The following is a 21,335-nucleotide window of genomic DNA, read 5'->3' on the forward strand; positions in this document are numbered from 1 at the left end:
GCCGCCAATGCCCGTGCGCCAAACCCGGTCAGTTGTGCCTGCTGCTGACGTGGCAGGTGATTGTTGTAACCACCCTGCTCTTTCATGGCCTTGGCCACGGGCATGCGCGCGATATAAATCAGCAGCGCACTGATAAACACACACCAGAACGGAATACTCATCAAACGACCTCTTTGTTCGCCTCGGGGATAGGCGCCTCTGTAGGGGTATAGACCATTACATCGAGAACGTCGGAATGAAACTCGCGACGGTACAGGACCAGCACCACACCCGCGCTCAGTAACATGAACAACCACGGGCTGACGAACCACGCCAGCATGGTCATGCCGAAGTAGTAAGAGCGCAGGCCGAAGTTGAACTGGTTGGCCGCCATCGAAATCACCCGCGCCGCGCGTGCAGCAAACGCCTTGCGCTCCTGCTCGGAGACATGGCGCTCACCGATCATCGGCGCCGAACCGACCAGTACCGCCGCAAAATTGTACTGGCGCATGCACCAACTGAACGTGAAGAAGGCGTAGACAAACACCATCGCCAGGCACAGCAGCTTGATCTCCGACATACCCTGCGATGCCTGTTGCACCATCGGGATATCCGCGAGCAATGACACCGCGCGCTCGGAAGCACCAAGGACGGTGAGAATACCGGCGAGGATGATCAACGTGCTGGAGGCGAAAAACGAGGCGTTGCGCTCCAGATTGCCGATCACGCTGGCGTCCGCAATACGGTTATCACGCAGCAGCATGCGGCGCATCCAGTCTTCGCGGTACAGGTGCAGCACGCTGGCCAGGCACGCGGTATCACGGCCCTTCCAGGTGGCATAACGGGTGTAACCGCCCCAGCAGATGACAAACCAGCAGGCGGCGAGCAGGTGGATCAGATTGGCTTGGATGAACGACATGCGGGTCCTTGTGATCTAGTGGCCGGAACACCATACCCCTGTAGGAACGAGCTCGCTCGCGAAGAACCAGGGAGCAACGCGTTTATTCGGAAAACACGCGCCATGGTTCACAAACCTCGCGAGCAAGCTGGCTCCTGCAATGGGTTTTGCAATGCTTCGACGTTAGCGCAGAAGAAAAGGCACCGCATCTCCCCATAAAAAAATGCCCCGTATCGATTGATACGGGGCATTTCCATGTGCGCTCCAGGCCCGCTTTTGACAGGCTGGAAAGGCAGGTTAAGCCAGTGCTTCTTCGCGCTTGCCCAGCAGGCGATCGCAAACCACTGCAACCACAAGGGTCATCACGCATGGCACCAGCCACGCCAGGCCCTGCTCGCTCAGCGGCAGGTGCGACAGTTGCGTTGGCAGCCAGTCGGCCAGACCGGCGCCTTTCAGCGCATCGATGCCGCCGAACAGGAACGACACCAGCATCACTGGGCCGAGAATACGACCGTGTTCGTGCCAGAAGTCTTTGCAGAAGCTCAGCGCGACCAGAACGATGCATGGCGGGTAGATCGCCGTCAGCACCGGGATGGAGAAGGCGATCAGCTTGGTCAGGCCCAGGTTGGACACCAGCAGCGAGAACGCCGCCAGAATGATCACCAGAGTCTTGTAGGACAGTGGCAGCACACGGCTGAAGTACTCGGCACAGGCACAGGTCAGACCGACCGCCGTTACCAGGCACGCCAGCGAGATCAGCACGGCAAGGAAACCGCTGCCCAGCGAACCGAAGGTGTGTTGCACGTAAGCGTGCAATACCGCCGCGCCGTTGGTTGCACCGACGGCCACTTCATGGCTGCCCGAACCGAGGCGGAACAGGCTGATGTACACCAGCGCCAGACCGACACCAGCGATCAAGCCCGCAATGATCGCGTAGCGGGTGATCAACTTCGGCGACTCGACGCCACGGGAGCGGATCGCGTTAACGATGACGATACCGAACACCAGCGCGCCAAGGGTATCCATCGTCAGGTAACCATTGATGAAACCCTGCGAGAACGGCGCCGCGACGTATTCCGGCGTGCCCTGGCCGATGTCACCCGCCGGCAAGGCGAATGCAGCGATACCGAGCACTGCCAGCGCGATGATCTTCAGCGGCGCGAGGAAGCGGCCGACGGTGTCCAGCAAACGCCCAGGGTAGAGCGAGATGAAGAACACCAGCAGGAAGTACACCGAGCTGTAGAGGAACAGCGCCAGCGGGCTTTCGCCGGTCAGCGGCGCCAGGCCTACTTCAAACGATACGGTCGCGGTACGCGGGGTGGCGAACAACGGACCGACCGCCAGGTAGCACGCAGCCGCAAGAATGCCGCCGGCGACTTTACCGATCGGGCTGCTCAGCGCGTCCATCGCCCCACCGACCTTGGCCAGTGCAACGACGGTGATCACCGGCAGACCCACTGCGGTGATCAGGAAGCCCAGCGCGGCCATCCAGACGTGAGGTCCGGCCTGCAAGCCAACGATAGGCGGGAAGATAATGTTGCCAGCCCCGACGAACAGGGCAAATGTCATAAAGCCAAGTGCCAGGATGTCCTGACCTTTCAAAACTTTCATTAAGGTAATACCACACTACTGAATCGGAATTTAGAGGGGGATTGCCCTGTGTAATTAGGGAAATGCTGTCGATCCGTATGGGACTGACCCTTAAAGCGCGTTGCATGCCTTGTGGGCGGCAGACGCAAAAATGGCTGCTAGCCTAACGAATTTGGCTTACAAACGCACTGTTAGAGGGCGAACTATCCGATACGCGACGTTTCTGTGTCGCGTTTGCATATGTAAAAGTCAAAAGATCGCAGCCTCGTTTCTCTCGGCAGCCCCTACAGGGGTTGGCCTTTCGCTGTAGGCGCTGTCGAGAGAAACGAGGCTGCGATCCTTTGCTCTTCACAAACGACAAAGGCCACCCGAAGGTGGCCTTTGTTTGGTGAAGCGTCAGCTAAGCGCGAGGCTTACTTGACGGCCCAACCAGTCAGCTCGGCCAGGGCCTTGCCGATGTCTGCCAGCGAACGCACGGTTTTAACGCCTGCGTCTTGCAGTGCAGCGAATTTCTCGTCTGCAGTGCCTTTGCCGCCAGAGATGATTGCGCCAGCATGGCCCATGCGCTTGCCCGGAGGAGCAGTCACACCAGCGATGTAGGAAACAACCGGCTTGGTCACGTGTGCCTTGATGTAGGCAGCCGCTTCTTCTTCAGCCGAACCGCCGATCTCACCGATCATTACGATCGCTTCGGTCTTCGGGTCTTCCTGGAACAGCTTCAGGATGTCGATGAAGTTCGAACCCGGGATCGGGTCACCACCGATGCCGACGCAAGTCGACTGACCGAAACCGGCGTCAGTAGTCTGCTTTACAGCTTCGTAGGTCAGGGTGCCGGAACGCGAAACGATACCGACCTTGCCTGGCAAGTGAATGTGACCTGGCATGATGCCGATCTTGCACTCGCCCGGAGTGATCACGCCTGGGCAGTTAGGGCCGATCAGGACAATGCCCAGATCGTCGCAAACTACTTTGGCATCCAGCATGTCCAGGGTAGGAATGCCTTCGGTGATGCAGACGATCAGCTTGATGCCGCCGAAAGCAGCTTCCAGGATCGAATCTTTGCAGAAAGGAGCCGGAACGTAGATCACGCTGGCGGTAGCGCCAGTGGCCGCTACTGCGTCTTTAACGGTGTTGAACACTGGCAGACCCAGGTGCTCGGTGCCGCCTTTGCCTGGAGTTACGCCGCCAACCATCTTGGTGCCGTATTCGATGGCTTGCTGGGTGTGGAAACTACCTTGCGAACCGGTAATACCCTGGCAGATAACTTTGGTGTCTTTATTGATCAGGACGCTCATTATTTGCCCTCCGCAGCTTTGACAACTTGTTGAGCAGCGTCGGTCAGGCTGGTAGCAGCGATGATGTTCAAACCGCTTTCTGCCAGTACTTTAGCGCCCAGCTCAGCGTTGTTACCTTCAAGGCGAACAACAACCGGGATTTTCACGCCGACTTCTTTCACTGCACCGATGATGCCTTCGGCAATCATGTCGCAACGAACGATGCCGCCGAAGATGTTAACCAGTACTGCAGCGACGTTGGTGTCGGACAGAATGATTTTGAACGCTTCGGTAACGCGTTCTTTGGTAGCGCCACCACCTACGTCGAGGAAGTTGGCTGGTTTGCCGCCATGCAGGTTGACGATGTCCATGGTACCCATGGCCAGGCCAGCACCGTTGACCATGCAGCCGATGTTGCCTTCCAGTGCTACGTAGTTCAGTTCGAACTTGGCAGCGTGCGCTTCGCGCGGATCGTCTTGCGACGGATCGTGGAAAGTCTTCAGCTTAGGCTGACGGTACATTGCGTTGGCGTCGATGTTGATCTTGGCGTCCAGGCAGTGCAGATCGCCGTCAGCCTTGATCACCAGCGGGTTCACTTCCAGCAGAGCCAGGTCGTGATCCTTGAACAGTTTGGCCAGACCTACGAAGATCTTGGCGAACTGAGCAACCTGCTTGCCTTCCAGACCCAGCTGGAATGCCAACTCGCGACCCTGGAATGGCTGAGCGCCAACCAGTGGATCGATAGTGGCTTTGAGAATTTTTTCTGGAGTGTCGTGAGCGATTTTCTCGATGTCCACGCCACCTTCGGTGGAAGCCATGAACACGATGCGACGGCTCGAACGGTCAACGACAGCGCCCAGGTACAGCTCTTTAGCGATATCAGTGCACGATTCAACCAGGATCTTGGTGACTGGCTGGCCATTGGCATCAGTCTGGTAAGTCACCAGACGCTTGCCCAGCCACTGCTGTGCGAAGGCTTTGGCGTCTTCTTTGCTGCGAACCAGCTTGACGCCGCCCGCTTTACCGCGACCACCGGCGTGGACCTGGGCTTTGACAACCCACTCACTGCCGCCAATTTTGTCGCAAGCTTCTGCTGCTGCTTCCGGGGTGTCTACTGCGTAACCAGTGGAAACTGGCAGGCCGTATTCAGCGAACAGCTGCTTACCCTGATACTCGTGAAGATTCATGCTTTTTACCGTCTTCGTTAGGTACTGCGCATTCGGCGCTGCGCTCGTTTGAGTGCCGCGCCACCTGTGACTGCTGCTTGCGTAGCTGAGCTACGCAAGACTGCGTCCAGCGGACATTCCGCGGTGAGTCTTGCTCGCAAGGCTCACGACGGGCCGTTACCGCCGTGGTTTCTTATTGTCTGTTAACGCTTCTTGCGGTTGGCAATGTGGATGGCGCCGCCATTCACAGCCAAAGCAGCTTCGTGCAAGGCTTCAGACAGGGTCGGATGGGAGAAAACCATCATGCCCAGGTCTTCAGCGCTGGTGCCGAATTCCATACCGATCGCGCCCTGCTGAACCAGCTCTGCAGCGCTCGGGCCAATCACGTGCACGCCCAATACGCGGTCAGTCTTGGCATCAGCGATGACCTTGACGAAACCACCGGTATCGTTGGCGGCCATGGCACGGCCGGAAGCGGCGAACGGGAAGGTGCCGACGTTAACTTCAACGCCTTCAGCTTTCAAGGCCTGCTCGGTTTTGCCAACCCACGCGATTTCCGGGTGAGTATAAATAACCGAAGGGATCAGGTCATAGTTCATCTGGGCTTTGTGGCCCTTGATGCGCTCGACAACCATGATGCCTTCTTCGGATGCCTTGTGAGCCAGCATCATGCCGCGAACCACGTCACCGATGGCGAAAACGCCCGGTACGGTGGTCGCGCAGTGATCGTCAACGTGCACGAAACCGCGCTCGTCGAGGGTCACGCCGCTGTCGGAAGCCAGCAGATCAGTGGTCACCGGACGGCGACCAACGGCTACGATCAGCTTGTCGAAAGTGATGGTCTGTTCGCCGTTGGCATCGGTGTAGTTCACAACGACTTCGTCGCCGTTGACTTTCGAGCCGGTCACGCGGGCGCCTAGTTTGATGTCCAGACCTTGTTTGGTCAGGGTTTTCAGCGCTTCCTTGGAAACGGCTTCGTCAGCCGCTGGCAGGAACTTCTCCAGTGCTTCCAGAACCACGACTTCAGAACCCAGACGCGACCAGACCGAACCCAGTTCCAGACCGATCACGCCAGCGCCGATCACGCCCAGACGCTTCGGTACGGTTTGGAATTCCAGTGCGCCCGTCGAATCGACGATGACGTTCTGATCAACCGGAGCCGGTGGAATGTCGATAGGACGCGAGCCTGGAGCCAGGATCACGTTTTCAGCTTCGATGACTTCAACCGAGCCGTCTGGCTTGGTGACTTCGACTTTCTTGCCAGCCAGCAGTTTGCCGTGGCCCTGGATCGAAGTAACGCCGTTGGCCTTGAACAGGGTGGCAACGCCGCCGGTCAGGTTCTTGACGATGCCAGCCTTGCGGCCGACCATCGCAGCGACGTCCATTTTGACTTCGCCGGTCGAGATACCGTGAACGTTGAAGCTTTCTTTCGCTTCCTTGTATTTCCAGGAGCTGTCCAGCAGCGCCTTGGAAGGAATGCAGCCCACGTTCAGGCAAGTGCCGCCCAGGGCTTGCTTGCCTTCGGCGTCGGTGTACTTCTCGATGCAGGCAGTGGTCAGACCCAGCTGCGCCGCCTTGATGGCAGCCACGTAGCCACCAGGGCCAGCACCGATCACTACTACGTCAAATTTCTGCGACATTCAAAAATCCTCTTTTTTGCAGCAAGCGTGAAGCCGCAAGCCTCAAGCCAAACTGCGGTTACTCGCAGCTTGCAGCTTGAGACTTGCAGCTGCTTCTATCAAATATCCAGCAACAGACGTGCCGGATCTTCCAGCAGGTTCTTGATGGTCACCAGGAAGGTCACAGCTTCTTTGCCATCGATCAGACGGTGATCGTAGGACAGTGCCAGGTACATCATCGGACGGATAACGACCTGACCATTGATGGCCATAGGACGCTGGATGATGTTGTGCATGCCCAGAATCGCTGCCTGCGGCGGGTTGACGATCGGGGTCGACATCATCGAACCGAAGGTACCACCGTTGGTGATGGTGAAGGTACCACCGGTCATCTCGTCCATCGACAGTTTGCCGTCACGGGCTTTTTTGCCGAATGTTGCGATGCCGCCTTCGATTTCAGCCAGGCTCATCAGTTCGGCGTTACGCAGAACCGGAACAACCAGGCCACGGTCGCTGGAAACGGCAACGCCGATGTCCGCGTAACCGTGGTAAACGATGTCGCCGCCGTCGATCGACGCGTTGACAGCCGGGAAGCGTTTCAGCGCTTCGGTGGCCGCTTTCACGAAGAACGACATGAAGCCCAGGCGTACGCCGTTGTGGGACTTCTCGAACAGATCCTTGTACTTCGAACGCAGGGCCATGACTTCGGTCATGTCGACTTCGTTGAAAGTGGTCAGCATCGCCATGTTCGACTGAGCTTCAACCAGACGCTTGGCCACAGTGGCACGAACGCGGGTCATCGGTACGCGTTTCTTCGATGCGGTCGCCAGCGGCGAACACTGGCGCAGCGGCAGCAGGAGCAGCAGCCTTGGCAGGTGCGGCAGCCGGTGCGGCTTTCTTGGCAGCAACAGCAGCAACCACGTCTTCCTTGGTCACACGACCGCCTTTGCCGGTGCCGGCAACGGAAGCGATGTTGATGCCGTTTTCTTCGGCCAGCTTGCGCGCGGCTGGAGCAGCAACAGGATCGTCTTCGCCTTCACCAGCAGCCGGTGCAGCGGCAGCAGCGGCCGGAGCAGCAGCGGCGGCTGGAGCAGCGGCAGCAGCGCCGCCCGCTTCGATGGAGCCCAGGACTTCGTCGGACAGAACGGTGTCGCCTTCGTTCTTGACGATTGCGCCCAGCACGCCGTCAGCAGTAGCCAGAACTTCCAGTACGACCTTGTCAGTTTCGATGTCAACGATCAGATCGTCGCGCTTGACAGCGTCGCCCGGTTTTTTGTGCCAGGTGGCAACGGTGCCATCGGCAACCGATTCCGGGAAAGTGGGGGCTTTGATCTCGATAGCCATTATCTGTAGTTCCTTAAATTCGGTTTCAGGTGCGCGAAGGCATTAAACGGTAAACGCGGCTTGCAGGAGACTTTCCTGCTGCTCGGCGTGCATCGATGCGTAACCACAAGCAGGTGCAGCAGAAGCCTCACGGCCCGCGTACTCAAGTACGAGAGACTTGTCGAGGTTGCTGATGCTACGACGCAAGTGATGCTGGCTGCAGTACCAGGCACCCTGGTTCATCGGCTCTTCCTGACACCAAACGGCATGCTTGACGTTGGTATAAGGAGCCAGGACTTCTTTCAAGTCGTCCTCAGGGAATGGGTACAGCTGCTCGATACGCACGATGGCGATATCGTCACGGCCTTCGGCACGGCGTTTTTCCAGCAGGTCGTAGTAAACCTTGCCGCTACACAGAACAACGCGCTCGACCTTTTTCGGGTCCAGAGTATCGATTTCCGGGATCACGGTCTGGAACGAACCTTCGGCCAGATCTTCCAGTGTCGAGATGGCCAGCTTGTGGCGCAGCAGCGACTTCGGCGTCAGTACGATCAACGGCTTGCGCAGTGGGCGAATCACCTGACGACGCAGCAAGTGGTAGATCTGAGCTGGCGTGGTCGGAACGGCGACCTGAATATTGTGCTCGGCACACAGTTGCAGGTAACGCTCAAGACGTGCCGAGCTGTGCTCAGGGCCCTGACCTTCATAACCGTGTGGCAACAGCATGGTCAGACCGCAGAGACGGCCCCACTTGTGCTCGCCACTGGTGATGAACTGGTCGATTACAACCTGTGCACCGTTGGCGAAGTCGCCGAACTGGGCTTCCCAGATCACCAGCGCGTCCGGCGTGGTGGTCGAGTAGCCGTATTCGAAAGCCAATACCGCTTCTTCCGACAGGAACGAGTCGTACAGGTCAAAACGTGGTTGACCGTCGTACAAGTGCGCCAGAGGAATGTAGGTACCCGCGTCCTTTTGGTTGTGCAGCACAGCGTGACGGTGCGAGAACGTACCGCGGCCGATGTCCTGACCCGTCATGCGGATCGGGTGACCTTCGAACGCCAGGGTCGCGTACGCCATGGTTTCGGCGTAACCCCAGTTGATCGGCAGGCCGCCGGCTTGCATCTTCTGACGGTCTTCGTAGATCTTCGCAACCTGACGCTGAACCACGAAGCCTTCCGGAATTTCCAGCAGCTTGGCGGACAGTTCCTGCAGGGTCTTCAGATCAAAGCGAGTGTCGTGACGCGCAGTCCAGGCGTGGCCCAGATACGGACGCCAGTCCACGAACAGCTCTTTGTTCGGCTCTTTGACCAGCGATTTCACTACGTGCAGACCGTTGTCCAGCGCGTTGCGGTATTCGTCGACCTTGGCCTGAACGCGTTCAACGTCCAGCACACCGCCCTGAGTCAGGCGATCAGCGTACAGCTCACGGGTGGTGCGCTGCTTGGTGATCTGCTGATACATCAGAGGCTGGGTGCCGCTTGGCTCGTCGGCCTCGTTGTGGCCGCGACGACGGTAGCAGACCAGGTCGATCACCACGTCACGCTTGAACTGCATGCGGTAATCAATGGCCAGCTGAGTCACGAACAACACGGCTTCCGGATCATCGCCATTCACATGGAGGATCGGCGCCTGGATCATCTTCGCAACGTCGGTGGCGTACTCGGTGGAACGCGAGTCCAGCGGGTTGCTGATGGTGAAACCAACCTGGTTGTTGATCACGATGTGCACGGTGCCGCCGGTTTTGAAACCGCGGGTCTGCGACATCTGGAAGGTTTCCATGACCACGCCCTGACCTGCAAATGCAGCATCACCGTGGATGGAGATCGGCAGAACCTTCTCACCAGTCGGGTCGTTACGACGATCCTGACGGGCGCGAACCGAACCTTCTACCACCGGGGAAACGATTTCCAGGTGGGACGGGTTGAACGCCATGGCCAGGTGAACTTCACCGCCGGCGGTCATGACGTTGGACGAGAAGCCCTGGTGATATTTAACGTCACCGGAACCCAGCTCGACCTTCTTCTTGCCTTCGAACTCGTCGAACAGCTCGCGCGGGTTCTTGCCGAAGGTGTTGACCAGCACGTTCAGACGGCCACGGTGGGCCATGCCGATAACGATTTCCTTGGTGCCGTAGGAACCGGAACGCTGGATCAGCTCGTCGAGCATCGGAATCAGGCTCTCGCCGCCTTCCAGGCCGAAACGCTTGGTACCCGGGTATTTGGTACCCAGGTATTTTTCCAGGCCTTCGCCGGCAGTGACACGCTCGAGCAGGTGGCTCTTGATGTCGGCGGAGTAAGTCGGACGGCCGCGTACGCTTTCCAGACGTTGCTGGAACCACTGGCGCTGCTCGGAATCGGTGATGTGCGTGAATTCAGCGCCGATGGTGCGGCAATATGTCTGCTGCAACGCTTCGTGAATTTCGCGTAGGCTCGCCTCCTCTTTGCCGATGAACAGGTCGCCGGCACGGAAGGTCGTATCAAGATCGGCATTGGTCAAGCCGTAATGATTGATCGACAGGTCTGCAGGTGCAGGACGCTGCCACAGCCCCAGCGGGTCAAGCTGGGCTGCCTGGTGGCCACGCATACGGTAGGCCTGGATCAATCTCAGCACTTCAACTTGCTTCTTCTCGTGCTCACTGCTCACGCTGCCGGCGGAAACCGGTTGAGCGCGGCGCTGGTTCTTTGCCAGCAGCACGAAATGATCGCGAATTGTGGAGTGCGAAACATCAGTGGCAGAGTTGCCGTCGGCAGGCAACTTCTGAAAGTAGGTGCGCCACTCTTCTGGCACAGCGTTAGGGTCGTGCAGGTAGAGCTCATAAAGCTCTTCCACATAGGCAGCGTTTCCACCTGAAAGGTAGGCGCTGTTCCACATGCGCTGCATCACGCTTTCTTGCATGCTTGGTCACCCTCGGTTAGGGGAACACCATCGATGTCGACACCGAGCAAACTTGCAGAAGTCCGAATGCAGCGACTAAAACAAGCCACTTAGGATCACACTGATAGTCCGGGTACCAGCCCGGATGCCCCTGCTTGTCTCATTTCTTCAAAATAAGAGCGGCAGCTTGTGGCTACTGCTCTGGTTATAGCCATGACGCGGGTTGAAGCCCGCGCCACAGCCTCTACGGTACAGCGGTTACAGCAGCTGAATCACACGCCGCTCGAAAGCAGCATGTTACGGATGTGACCGATGGCCTTAGTCGGGTTCAGGCCTTTCGGACATACGTTGACGCAGTTCATGATGCCCCGGCAGCGGAATACGCTGAACGGGTCATCGAGCGAAGCCAGACGCTCGCTGGTCTTGGTGTCACGGCTGTCTGCCAGGAAGCGATAAGCTTGCAGCAGTGCAGCTGGACCCAGGAACTTGTCCGGGTTCCACCAGAAGGACGGGCAAGAGGTCGAGCAGCAAGCGCACAGGATGCACTCGTACAGACCGTCGAGCTTTTCACGCTCTTCAGGCGACTGCAGACGCTCGATGGCCGGAGCCGGCGTGTCGTTCTGCAGGTAAGGCTTCACCTTCTCGTATTGCTTGTAGAAGATGCTCATATCGACGACCAGGTCACGGATAACCGGCAAACCTGGCAGCGGACGAACAACCAACTTGTTACCTTTTACAACGGCAGACAGCGGCGTGATGCACGCCAGACCGTTCTTGCCGTTGATGTTCATGCCGTCGGAGCCGCAGACGCCTTCACGGCAAGAGCGACGATAGGAGAAACCCTCGTCCTGCTCTTTGATCAGGGCCAGCACGTCCAGCACCATCAGGTCTTTACCACCGGTATCGACCTGGAATTCCTGCATGAACGGCGCAGCGTCCTGATCAGGGTTGTAGCGATAAACACTGACTTTCAACATGGCGGTCACCCTTAATAAGTCCGGACTTTAGGTTCGAAAGTCGGAACAGTCTTCGGCGAGAAGTTCACGGCACGCTTGGTTACGCGCTTGTCACCCGGGAAGTACAGGGTGTGGCACAGCCAGTTTTCGTCGTCACGGTCTTCGAAGTCTTCACGGGCGTGAGCACCGCGCGACTCTTTACGGACTTCGGCAGCGATGGCGGTAGCTTCAGCCACTTCCAGCAGGTTTTGCAGTTCCAGCGCTTCGATACGGGCAGTGTTGAACGCCTGCGACTTATCGTTGATCTTCACGTTGGCGATGCGGGTACGCAGGTCAGCGAGCTGAGCGATACCTTTCTGCATGTATTCGCCAGTGCGGAATACGCCGAAGTAGTTCTGCATGCAGCTTTGCAGCTCGCGACGCAGGGTTGCAACGTCTTCGCCATCGGTACGGCTGTTCAGCGCGTTCAGACGCGACAGGGCAGCTTCGATATCGGCTTCGGTAGCGTCGTCGTATTCGATGCCGTCGGTCAGCGCTTTTTCCAGGTGCAGGCCGGCAGCGCGGCCGAATACCACCAGGTCGAGCAGCGAGTTGCCGCCCAGACGGTTGGCACCGTGAACCGATACGCAAGCCACTTCACCTACCGCGAACAGACCAGGAATGATCTGATCCACGCCTTCGGCGTTCTGGGTGATCGCCTGGCCATGAATGTTGGTGGCAACGCCGCCCATCATATAGTGGCAAGTCGGAACAACCGGAACCGGCGCAACAACCGGGTCAACGTGAGCGAACGTCTTCGACAGTTCGCAGATGCCTGGCAGACGGCTGTGCAGCACTTCCTCGCCCAAGTGGTCGAGTTTGAGCATTACGTGGTCGCCATTCGGACCGCAACCGTTGCCGGCGATGATTTCCTTAACCATCGAGCGAGCAACCACGTCACGACCGGCAAGGTCTTTGGCGTTCGGAGCATAACGCTCCATGAAACGCTCGCCGTGCTTGTTGATCAGGTAACCACCTTCACCACGGCAACCTTCTGTAACCAGTACACCGGCGCCGGCGATGCCGGTTGGGTGGAACTGCCACATTTCAATGTCTTGTACCGGCACGCCAGCACGCAGGGCCATGCCGACGCCGTCACCTGTGTTGATCAGGGCGTTGGTGGTGGATGCATAGATACGACCTGCACCGCCGGTAGCCAATACGGTGGCTTTAGCGCGGATGTAGGTGGTTTCGCCGGTTTCGATGCAGATCGCGATCACACCAACGAAGTCGCCTTCCTGGTTTTTCACCAGATCGACAGCGTAGTACTCGTTCAGGAACGTGGTACCGGCTTTCAGGTTGCCCTGATAAAGGGTGTGCAGCAGCGCGTGACCGGTACGGTCGGAAGCGGCGCAAGTACGGGCAGCCTGCCCGCCTTTACCGTAGTCCTTGGACTGACCACCGAACGGACGCTGGTAGATACGGCCTTGCTCGGTACGCGAGAACGGCATACCCATGTGGTCCAGCTCGTAAACGGCAGCCGGGCCTTCCTGACACATGTATTCGATAGCGTCCTGGTCACCGATGTAGTCGGAACCCTTGACGGTATCGTACATGTGCCAGCGCCAGTCATCGTTTGGATCGGCAGAAGCGATGGCGCAAGTGATGCCACCCTGGGCCGAAACGGTGTGCGAACGGGTCGGGAACACCTTGGTGATCACGGCAGTCTTGTGACCGCCCTGGGCCAGTTGCAGCGCCGCGCGCATGCCGGCACCGCCACCACCAATAATGATGGCGTCGAAAGAAATCGTTGGAATGTTAGCCATGAATCAGATACCCCAGAGAATCTGCACACCCCAGACGAAGTAAGCGAACATCGCGACGCCGCATACTGCCTGGAAAAGGAAACGTACTGCAGTCGCGGACTTGCCCAGCGCCATCGGCGTCAGGTAGTCGGTCGCGATGGTCCACATGCCGACCCAGGCGTGAGCGCCAAGGGCAACGAGGGCCAGCAGACTGAAGATACGCATCCCGTTGTGAGCGAACAGGCCGTGCCACTGGTCGTAGCCAATGCCCGGATTCGCTGCAAGGTATCCGATCAGGAAGATGAAATAAGCCGCGAGAACAACCGCAGACACACGTTGCGCCATCCAGTCATAGAGGCCCGAACGCGAAAGGTTCGTAACGCTGGTTACCATATCCAAACTCCTGCCAGAACGATCAGCACCACGGAAATGGCGATGATGATTTTCGAGCCCAGGCGGCCGCCTTCCAGCGTCTCACCGATGCCCATGTCCATGATCAAGTGGCGCACACCGGCTACCAGGTGATACAGCAGAGCGGACAGGAGGCCCCATGCTACGAACTTGGCCAGCGGGCTGGTCAAGCATGCCTTCACTTCGGCAAAACCTTCCTCGGAACCCAGGGATTTGCCCAATGCATAAAGCATGAAGCCGAGGCCCAGGAAGAGGATGATGCCGGAAACACGGTGAAGAAACGACGTAACGCCGGTGATGGGGAGTTTGATGGTCCTTAGGTCTAGGTTTACAGGTCGTTGGCTTTTCACGGCTTTTTTTTCACACTGAAGAGCCCCTAACAATCAGGGCAAAGTTGTTGGGGAGTGCACTGGTCAGGTAACCACCACCCAGGGATGCGACCCCCAATAAAGCAGGCCCAAAAGCCCTTGGCGGTCGGTGGCCGAGTATAGACAGTTAGGCTACTAATGACAACGCAATCACCTACCCCAAATAGCTGATTGCACAAGTCGTATAAAAGGCGTAAATGGCAGTCAATTTCGAGGAAAAAGTGCGCTTAAAGCCTTCTGGAGCAAGACTTTAGGCAAATTGACATTCGAATTTATCTCACTATAGTGGTGCGGGCCCTGCGTGGGGGGTCTGTCTGATGGTTCAAGCATAAATAGGAGGCCACATGGCTGACAAAAAAGCGCAGTTGATCATCGAGGGCGCAGCCCCCGTCGAGCTGCCCATTTTAACCGGCACCGTTGGTCCCGATGTAATCGATGTTCGGGGCCTGACGGCCACGGGCCGCTTCACTTTCGACCCTGGTTTCATGTCGACCGCCTCGTGCGAATCGAAGATTACCTATATCGACGGCGACAACGGCATTCTGTTGCACCGCGGCTACCCGATCGAACAACTGGCTGAAAAGTCGGACTACCTGGAAACCTGCTATCTGCTGCTCAACGGCGAATTGCCGACTGCAGAACAGAAGGCCCAGTTCGTCAGCACCGTGAAAAACCACACGATGGTTCACGAGCAGTTGAAAACCTTCTTCAACGGTTTCCGTCGCGACGCCCACCCGATGGCCGTCATGTGCGGTGTAGTCGGCGCCCTCTCGGCCTTCTACCACGACTCCCTGGACATCAATAACCCGCAGCATCGCGAAATCTCCGCGATCCGCCTGGTTGCCAAGATGCCGACCCTGGCAGCGATGGTTTACAAGTACTCCATGGGCCAACCCATGATGTACCCGCGCAACGATCTGACGTACGCGGAAAACTTCCTGCACATGATGTTCAACACCCCGTGCGAGATCAAACCGATCAGCCCGGTGCTCGCCAAGGCCATGGACCGGATCTTCATCCTCCACGCCGACCACGAGCAGAACGCATCGACTTCCACCGTACGCCTCGCGGGCTCTTCGGGTGCCAACCCGTTCGCCTGTATCGCCGCCGGTATCGCCGCACTGTGGGGCCCTGCCCACGGCGGTGCGAACGAAGCTGTGCTGACCATGCTTGATGAAATTGGCGATGTTTCGAACATCGACAAGTTCATCGCCAAGGCCAAGGACAAGAACGATCCGTTCAAACTGATGGGCTTCGGTCACCGCGTTTACAAAAACCGCGATCCGCGCGCCACTGTAATGAAGCAGACCTGCGACGAAGTGTTGAAAGAGTTGGGTATCAAGGACGACAAGCAACTCGAACTGGCCATGCGCCTGGAAGAGATCGCCCTGACCGACCCGTACTTCATCGAACGCTCGCTGTACCCGAACGTCGACTTCTACTCGGGGATTATCCTCAAGGCGATCGGCATTCCTACCAGCATGTTCACTGTGATTTTCGCCCTGGCACGTACTGTTGGCTGGATTTCGCACTGGAAAGAGATGCTTTCGAGCCCGTACAAGATTGGCCGTCCGCGCCAGTTGTATACCGGTTATGAGTCGCGTGATCTGACCAAGCTGGAAGACCGCAAATAAGACCTGTCTTGCGATAATGTCTTGAAGTTGTACCGGGAACGGCCTCTATTTATATAGGGGCCGTTTTTGTTTGTCTGGGATTTACGCAATGACTGGACCACCGCTATCGCCAGCAGGCTGGCTCCCACAGGAAGCACACATTCCAATGCGGGACCCAGCCTGGGCTTTACGCAATGACTGAACCACCGCTGTCGCCAGCAGGCTGACTCCCACAGGAAGCACACATTCCATGTGGGACCCAGCCTGGGCTTTACGCAATGACTGAACCACCGCTGTCGCCAGCAGGCTGGCTCCCACAGGAAGCACACATTCCAATGTGGAACCCAGCCTGGGCTTTACGCAATGACTGGACCACCGCTATCGCCAGCAGGCTGGCTCCCACAGGAAGCACACATTCCAATGCGGGACCCAGCCTGGGCTTTACGCAATGACTGAACCACCGCTGTCGCCAGCAGGCTGACTCCCACAGGAAGCACACATTCCATGTGGGACCCAGCCTGGGCTTTACGCAATGACTGAACCACCGCTGTCGCCAGCAGGCTGGCTCCCACAGGAAGCACACATTCCAATGTGGAACCCAGCCTGGGCTTTACGCAATGACTGAACCACCGCTATCGCCAGCAGGCTGGCTCCCACAGGAAGCACACATTCCAATGTGGGACCCAGCCTGGGCTTTACGCAATGACTGAACCACTGCTAGTCGCCAGCAGGCTGGCTCCACAGGAAGCACACATTCCAATGTGGGAGCCAGCCTGGGCTTTACGCAATGACTGAACCACCGCTGTCGCCAGCAGGCTGGCCCCCACAGGAAGCACACATTCCAATGTGGGAGCCAGCCTGCTGGCGATGAGGACGAACCTGACAACACGCATTTTGGACAGGAACAAAAATGCCCCGATCTCTCGATCGGGGCATTAGCTAAAACTTGAAGCGTGTTACTGCTATCAGTGAGAAACCGCCCCACTCGCCCCCAAACCTGTCTGCGAACGGACAAACTGCGGGAAGAACAGCGCCCGCTCTTTATCCGCTGCCGCCGACTTGTCAGTAATCGAGAAGAACCAGATGCCCACGAACGCGATGATCATCGAAAACAGCGCCGGATACTCGTAAGGGAAGATCGCCTTCTCATGATGCAGAATCTGCACCCAAATGGTCGGACCAAGAATCATCAGCCCCACCGCACTCACCAGACCTAGCCAACCGCCGATCATCGCGCCACGCGTGGTCAGCTTCTTCCAGTACATCGAAAGCAACAACACCGGGAAGTTGCAGCTCGCCGCAATCGAGAACGCCAGGCCAACCATGAACGCGATGTTCTGGCTTTCGAACAGGATGCCCAGGCCAATCGCCAGGATCCCCAGTGCGATCGTGGTGATCTTCGAAACGCGAATCTCATCCTTGTCGTTGGCTTTGCCCTTTTTGATCACACTGGCATACAGGTCGTGAGACACCGCCGAAGCACCGGCCAGGGTCAGACCGGCAACCACTGCCAGAATGGTCGCGAACGCTACCGCTGAGATAAACCCAAGGAAAATACTGCCGCCCACCGCGTCAGCCAGGTGCACCGCCGCCATGTTGTTACCGCCGAGCAGAGCGCCCGCTGCATCTTTAAAGGCCGGGTTGGTGCTGACCAGCAGGATCGCGCCGAAGCCGATGATGAAGGTCAGGATATAGAAGTAACCAATAAAGCCAGTCGCGTACAGCACGCTCTTACGGGCTTCCTTCGCGTCACTCACAGTGAAGAAGCGCATCAGAATGTGCGGCAGGCCAGCAGTACCGAACATCAGCGCCAGACCCAACGAGAACGCCGAAATCGGATCTTTCACCAGACCGCCCGGGCTCATGATCGCCTCACCTTTGGGGTGAACCTTGATCGCCTCGGAGAACAGCATGTTGAAGTCGAAGTTGACGTGCTTCATCACCATCAGCGCCATGAACGAGGCACCGGACAGCAACAGCACAGCCTTGATGATCTGCACCCAGGTGGTCGCCAGCATGCCGCCGAACAGCACGTACATGCACATCAGGATGCCGACCAGAATCACCGCGACGTAATAGTCGAGACCGAACAGCAGCTGGATCAGCTTGCCGGCGCCAACCATTTGCGCGATCAGGTAAAACGCCACCACCACCAGCGAACCGCAGGCAGACAGGGTGCGGATCTGGGTTTGCCCGAGGCGGTAGGACGCCACGTCGGCAAAAGTGTATTTACCCAGGTTACGCAGGCGCTCGGCGATCAGGAACAGAATGATCGGCCAGCCCACCAGGAAGCCGATCGAGTAGATCAGGCCATCGTAGCCGGAGGTGAACACCAGCGCGGAAATCCCCAGGAAGGACGCCGCCGACATGTAGTCGCCAGCAATCGCCAGACCGTTCTGGAAACCGGTGATCTTGCCGCCTGCCGCATAGTAGTCGGCGGCCGACTTGTTACGCTTGGACGCCCAGTAAGTGATGCACAGGGTCGCACCCACGAACACCACGAACATGGCGATCGCGGCGACGTTCAGCGGTTGTTTGTGGACTTCGCCGGTCAGGGCATCAGCCGCCCACACAGCCGGCGCGAACGCCGTGATGCTCAGAAGAGCCAGTAGACGCCGGATCATTGCTGAGCCTCCTTGAGAATCGCATTGTTCAGGTCGTCAAACTCGCCATTGGCGCGGCGCACGTAGATAGCGGTCAGGATGAAGGCCGAGACAATCAGGCCGACACCAATCGGGATGCCCCAGGTAATCGAAGACTCAGGACTGAGTTTTGCCCCGAGCACTTGCGGCCCGTAGGCGATCAGAAGGATGAATCCGGAGTAGAGCCCGAGCATGATCGCCGAGAGTATCCAGGCGAACTTTTCCCTTTTTCGCACCAGCTCCTTGAATCGGGGACTGTTTTGAATCGAGAGGTAAATGCTGTCGTTCATTGTTTTTATCCTCGCAGCACAGATTATTGTTGGAACATAGCTAATGTATGCGGCTGCGGGAGCGGTTCCAGACGACCTTAGTATTAGAACGACATGACAGACTCGCCATTTTCCAGCAGGAAACAATTTCCCTACCTTAAACATGACTGTGAGCTGCCGCAGGCTGCGATCTTTTGATCTTGAAAAAACAAAATCAAAAGATCGCAGCCTGCGGCAGCTCCTACAGGGGATAGATGCCTGACCTCAGATTTACTTGGTCCAGTCAGCTACGCGATCCGGGTGCTTGGCGACCCAGGCCTTGGCTGCGGCCTCAGGCTTGGCACCGTCCTGAATCGCCAGCATCACTTCGCCGATTTCGTCTTTCGACGCCCACTGGAAGTTTTTCAGGAACTTGGCCACTTCCGGCGCTTTGGCGTCGAGTTCTTTGCTGCCGATGCTGTTGACGGTTTCAGCCGCGCCATACACGCCTTTCGGGTCGTCGAGGAAGCGCAGTTTCCACTTGGCGAACATCCAGTGCGGCACCCAACCAGTGACGGCGATGGATTCGTTTTTCTTCTCGGCACGGGTCAGTTCGGCAATCATGCCGGCGCCGGAACTGGCCTTGAGGCTGTATTTGTCGAGGCCGTAGTCCTTGATCGCCTGATCGGTCTTGAGCATCACGCCCGAACCGGCGTCGATGCCAACGATGCGGCCCTTGAAGCTGTCGTCGGTTTTCAGGTCTTCGATGGACTTGGCTTTTACGTACTCCGGCACGATCAGACCGATTTTTGCATCCTTGAAGTTCGGGCCGTAATCGACGACCAGATCCTTGTTCTTCGCCCAATATTCGCCGTGGGTCACTGGCAGCCAGGCCGATAGCATGGCGTCGAGTTTGCCGGTGGCAACACCCTGCCACATGATCCCGGTAGCAACGGCTTGCAGTTTCACGTCATAGCCGAGTTTCTGTTTGATCACTTCGGCGGCTACGTGGGTAGTCGCAACGCTGTCGGACCAGCCGTCAACGTAACCGATGTTCAGGGTCTGTTTTTCAGCGCTGGCGAAAGTGGAGCTCATCGCAAGCACCAGTGCGGCACCTGCGCCTAAAAGTCGTCGCATCTTCATCGTTACTTCCCCGAAATGCTGCGCCCGACGGATGACGGGCGACGTCAACGTATTGTTATGGTGCACAGCGCCCCCATCACGCCTGACCGCAAACTCGTTGGAACATCAGCGCGATTTATCAATAAGGGTACTGACGGCTTTGATAATCAACCTGACGACCAACGCGACCTGCTCTGTCAGCGACCTCAAGACAACGAGAAACGACATCAGAAGGCCATTAACTGCGTCTATATAAATGACGCCAAATAATCCGCCCGAACTTTGCATGTCAAAATCATGCGGGCCACCTGCCCCCTGTTAAATGCAGGTAACATGCGTCGCTTTGCAGCCACTCGGCCTGACCATGTCCGCGACTTCCCGCTTGCCCTTTCTGCCTTATCTCTTCGCCTGCCTGCTCGGGCTGTTTGCACTCTGCGGTTTCTGGTACGGCCTCGGCAAACCGGTGATCCTGCCGGATGCCGCAACGCCGACCCACAAGCTGCAATGCGCCTCCTACACGCCCTTCGACAAAGACCAGTCGCCCTTCGACGTGCCGTTCAAGTTGCGCCCGGAGCGCATGGACGCCGACCTCACCCTGCTGGCAACACGCTTTGAATGCATTCGCACCTACTCGATGACCGGCCTCGAAGCGCTGCCGGATCTGGCGCGCAAGCATGGCCTGAAATTGATGATCGGCGCCTGGGTCAACAGCAACCCGGTGGACACCGAAAAGGAAGTCGACCTGCTGATCAAATCGGCCAACGCCAATGCCGACGTGGTGACGTCGGTGATCGTCGGCAACGAAGTGCTGCTGCGCAAGGAAATCACCGGCCCGCAACTGGCCGTGCTGATCAACAGGGTCAAGAGCCAGGTCAAGCAACCCGTGACCTATGCCGATGTCTGGGAGTTTTGGCAAAAACACCCCGAAATCGCCCCTGCCGTGGATTTCATAACGATCCATTTGCTGCCGTACTGGGAAGACGACCCTCCAACATTGATGCCGCACTGCAGCATGTGGCCGAAGTGCGCCAGGTGTTCGGCAACAAATTCGCCCCCAAGGACGTCATGATTGGCGAAACCGGCTGGCCGAGCGAAGGCCGCCAGCGCGAGACGGCCCTGCCCAGCCGGGTCAATGAAGCCAAGTTCATCCGCGGTTTTGTCGCCATGGCAGAACAACAGGGCTGGCACTACAACCTGATCGAAGCCTTCGACCAGCCATGGAAACGCGCCAGTGAAGGCGCAGTGGGCGGTTACTGGGGGCTGTTCGATGCTGATCGCCAGGATAAGGGCGTGCTGGCCGGTCCCGTGTCGAACGTGCCGTACTGGGCGCAATGGCTGGTGGTCGGCGGCTTGATTTTCCTCGGTACCCTGGTGCTTGGCGGTCGCGTGCGCAGCACTCGCGCGGCGCTGGTACTGCCTTTACTGGGCGCCTTGGCAGCGTGTTCCATCGGCGCCTGGGGCGACCTGG

14 protein-coding genes and 3 pseudogenes are annotated in these 21,335 nt (G+C 57.9%); 2 read left to right on the forward strand and 15 right to left on the reverse strand.

Translation table 11 applies throughout. From position 1 onward, the window contains the following. From JFT80_RS13745 to sdhC, 12 genes and pseudogenes are all read right to left on the reverse strand, one after another. Positions 1–161: pseudogene (locus tag JFT80_RS13745) on the reverse strand (MAPEG family protein); the annotation flags it as partial. Further along, positions 161–898, reverse strand: a complete 738-nt coding sequence (locus JFT80_RS13750) for a DUF599 domain-containing protein (RefSeq protein ID WP_201148222.1) — start codon at positions 896–898, stop codon at positions 161–163. The pseudogene JFT80_RS13745 and the gene JFT80_RS13750, both read right to left, overlap by 1 nt. Positions 899–1,174: 276 nt before the next feature. Then, positions 1,175–2,488 (reverse strand): branched-chain amino acid transport system II carrier protein, encoded by a 1,314-nt coding sequence (gene brnQ, locus JFT80_RS13755; RefSeq protein WP_201148223.1) that lies wholly within the window; start codon positions 2,486–2,488, stop codon positions 1,175–1,177. Between the two features lie 392 nt (positions 2,489–2,880). Further along, complete coding sequence (gene sucD, locus JFT80_RS13760; protein ID WP_158830677.1) at positions 2,881–3,762, reverse strand: succinate--CoA ligase subunit alpha; 882 nt, start codon at positions 3,760–3,762, stop codon at positions 2,881–2,883. After that, positions 3,762–4,928 (reverse strand): ADP-forming succinate--CoA ligase subunit beta, encoded by a 1,167-nt coding sequence (gene sucC, locus JFT80_RS13765; protein WP_007919879.1) that lies wholly within the window; start codon positions 4,926–4,928, stop codon positions 3,762–3,764. The genes sucD and sucC overlap by 1 nt, the downstream gene beginning before the upstream one ends. A gap of 182 nt (positions 4,929–5,110) precedes the next feature. After that, positions 5,111–6,547 (reverse strand): dihydrolipoyl dehydrogenase, encoded by a 1,437-nt coding sequence (gene lpdA, locus JFT80_RS13770; protein ID WP_201148224.1) that lies wholly within the window; start codon positions 6,545–6,547, stop codon positions 5,111–5,113. Between the two features lie 98 nt (positions 6,548–6,645). Further along, positions 6,646–7,870, reverse strand: a pseudogene (gene odhB / locus JFT80_RS13775) (2-oxoglutarate dehydrogenase complex dihydrolipoyllysine-residue succinyltransferase). Between the two features lie 42 nt (positions 7,871–7,912). Then, entirely contained in the window at positions 7,913–10,744 is a 2,832-nt protein-coding gene (locus tag JFT80_RS13780; protein WP_201148225.1) for a 2-oxoglutarate dehydrogenase E1 component, read from the reverse strand. 251 nt (positions 10,745–10,995) lie between these two features. Then, positions 10,996–11,700 carry a succinate dehydrogenase iron-sulfur subunit gene (locus tag JFT80_RS13785; RefSeq protein WP_201148226.1) on the reverse strand — a complete coding sequence of 235 codons (705 nt, stop codon included), beginning with the start codon at positions 11,698–11,700 and terminating at the stop codon, positions 10,996–10,998. An 11-nt stretch (positions 11,701–11,711) separates the two neighbouring features. Beyond that, positions 11,712–13,484 (reverse strand): succinate dehydrogenase flavoprotein subunit, encoded by a 1,773-nt coding sequence (sdhA, locus tag JFT80_RS13790; RefSeq protein ID WP_201148227.1) that lies wholly within the window; start codon positions 13,482–13,484, stop codon positions 11,712–11,714. 3 nt (positions 13,485–13,487) lie between these two features. Then, positions 13,488–13,856, reverse strand: a complete 369-nt coding sequence (gene sdhD / locus JFT80_RS13795) for a succinate dehydrogenase, hydrophobic membrane anchor protein (RefSeq protein WP_007977503.1) — start codon at positions 13,854–13,856, stop codon at positions 13,488–13,490. Then, complete coding sequence (sdhC, locus tag JFT80_RS13800; RefSeq protein WP_045122948.1) at positions 13,850–14,224, reverse strand: succinate dehydrogenase, cytochrome b556 subunit; 375 nt, start codon at positions 14,222–14,224, stop codon at positions 13,850–13,852. The genes sdhD and sdhC overlap by 7 nt, the downstream gene beginning before the upstream one ends. A gap of 362 nt (positions 14,225–14,586) precedes the next feature. On the opposite strand from sdhC, the gene gltA reads away from it, so the two are divergent. Next, positions 14,587–15,876, forward strand: coding sequence for a citrate synthase (gene gltA, locus JFT80_RS13805; protein ID WP_008077946.1), 1,290 nt, complete (start codon positions 14,587–14,589; stop codon positions 15,874–15,876). 944 nt (positions 15,877–16,820) lie between these two features. On the opposite strand, the gene JFT80_RS13810 is transcribed toward gltA, so the two are convergent. From JFT80_RS13810 to JFT80_RS13820, 3 genes are all read right to left on the reverse strand, one after another. Further along, positions 16,821–18,479: a cation acetate symporter gene (locus JFT80_RS13810; RefSeq protein ID WP_201148228.1), complete on the reverse strand. Its 1,659-nt coding sequence runs from the start codon at positions 18,477–18,479 to the stop codon at positions 16,821–16,823. Continuing rightward, a complete protein-coding gene (locus tag JFT80_RS13815; RefSeq protein WP_201148229.1) occupies positions 18,476–18,787 on the reverse strand; it encodes a DUF485 domain-containing protein in 312 nt (103 codons plus the stop codon). The genes JFT80_RS13810 and JFT80_RS13815 overlap by 4 nt, the downstream gene beginning before the upstream one ends. A 249-nt stretch (positions 18,788–19,036) precedes the next feature. Further along, positions 19,037–19,888: a glycine betaine ABC transporter substrate-binding protein gene (locus JFT80_RS13820; protein ID WP_201148230.1), complete on the reverse strand. Its 852-nt coding sequence runs from the start codon at positions 19,886–19,888 to the stop codon at positions 19,037–19,039. A 301-nt stretch (positions 19,889–20,189) separates the two neighbouring features. Between JFT80_RS13820 and JFT80_RS13825 the strand changes: the two are divergent. Further along, positions 20,190–21,335, forward strand: a pseudogene (locus JFT80_RS13825) (glycosyl hydrolase family 17 protein); the annotation flags it as partial.

This window comes from Pseudomonas sp. TH10 (assembly GCF_016651255.1).
Lineage (GTDB): Bacteria > Pseudomonadota > Gammaproteobacteria > Pseudomonadales > Pseudomonadaceae > Aquipseudomonas.

Bases quoted from the DNA above. Each gene is read 5' to 3' on its own strand.
- JFT80_RS13750 (WP_201148222.1), bottom strand. From the start codon at position 898: ATGTCGTTCATCCAAGCCAATCTGATCCACCTGCTCGCCGCCTGCTGG.
- JFT80_RS13785 (WP_201148226.1), bottom strand. From the start codon at position 11,700: ATGTTGAAAGTCAGTGTTTATCGCTACAACCCTGATCAGGACGCTGCG.
- sdhD (WP_007977503.1), bottom strand. From the start codon at position 13,856: ATGGTAACCAGCGTTACGAACCTTTCGCGTTCGGGCCTCTATGACTGG.
- gltA (WP_008077946.1), top strand. From the start codon at position 14,587: ATGGCTGACAAAAAAGCGCAGTTGATCATCGAGGGCGCAGCCCCCGTC.
- JFT80_RS13780 (WP_201148225.1), bottom strand. From the start codon at position 10,744: ATGCAAGAAAGCGTGATGCAGCGCATGTGGAACAGCGCCTACCTTTCA.
- JFT80_RS13815 (WP_201148229.1), bottom strand. From the start codon at position 18,787: ATGAACGACAGCATTTACCTCTCGATTCAAAACAGTCCCCGATTCAAG.
- JFT80_RS13820 (WP_201148230.1), bottom strand. From the start codon at position 19,888: ATGAAGATGCGACGACTTTTAGGCGCAGGTGCCGCACTGGTGCTTGCG.
- sdhA (WP_201148227.1), bottom strand. From the start codon at position 13,484: ATGGCTAACATTCCAACGATTTCTTTCGACGCCATCATTATTGGTGGT.
- JFT80_RS13810 (WP_201148228.1), bottom strand. From the start codon at position 18,479: ATGATCCGGCGTCTACTGGCTCTTCTGAGCATCACGGCGTTCGCGCCG.
- sucC (WP_007919879.1), bottom strand. From the start codon at position 4,928: ATGAATCTTCACGAGTATCAGGGTAAGCAGCTGTTCGCTGAATACGGC.
- brnQ (WP_201148223.1), bottom strand. From the start codon at position 2,488: ATGAAAGTTTTGAAAGGTCAGGACATCCTGGCACTTGGCTTTATGACA.
- sucD (WP_158830677.1), bottom strand. From the start codon at position 3,762: ATGAGCGTCCTGATCAATAAAGACACCAAAGTTATCTGCCAGGGTATT.
- lpdA (WP_201148224.1), bottom strand. From the start codon at position 6,547: ATGTCGCAGAAATTTGACGTAGTAGTGATCGGTGCTGGCCCTGGTGGC.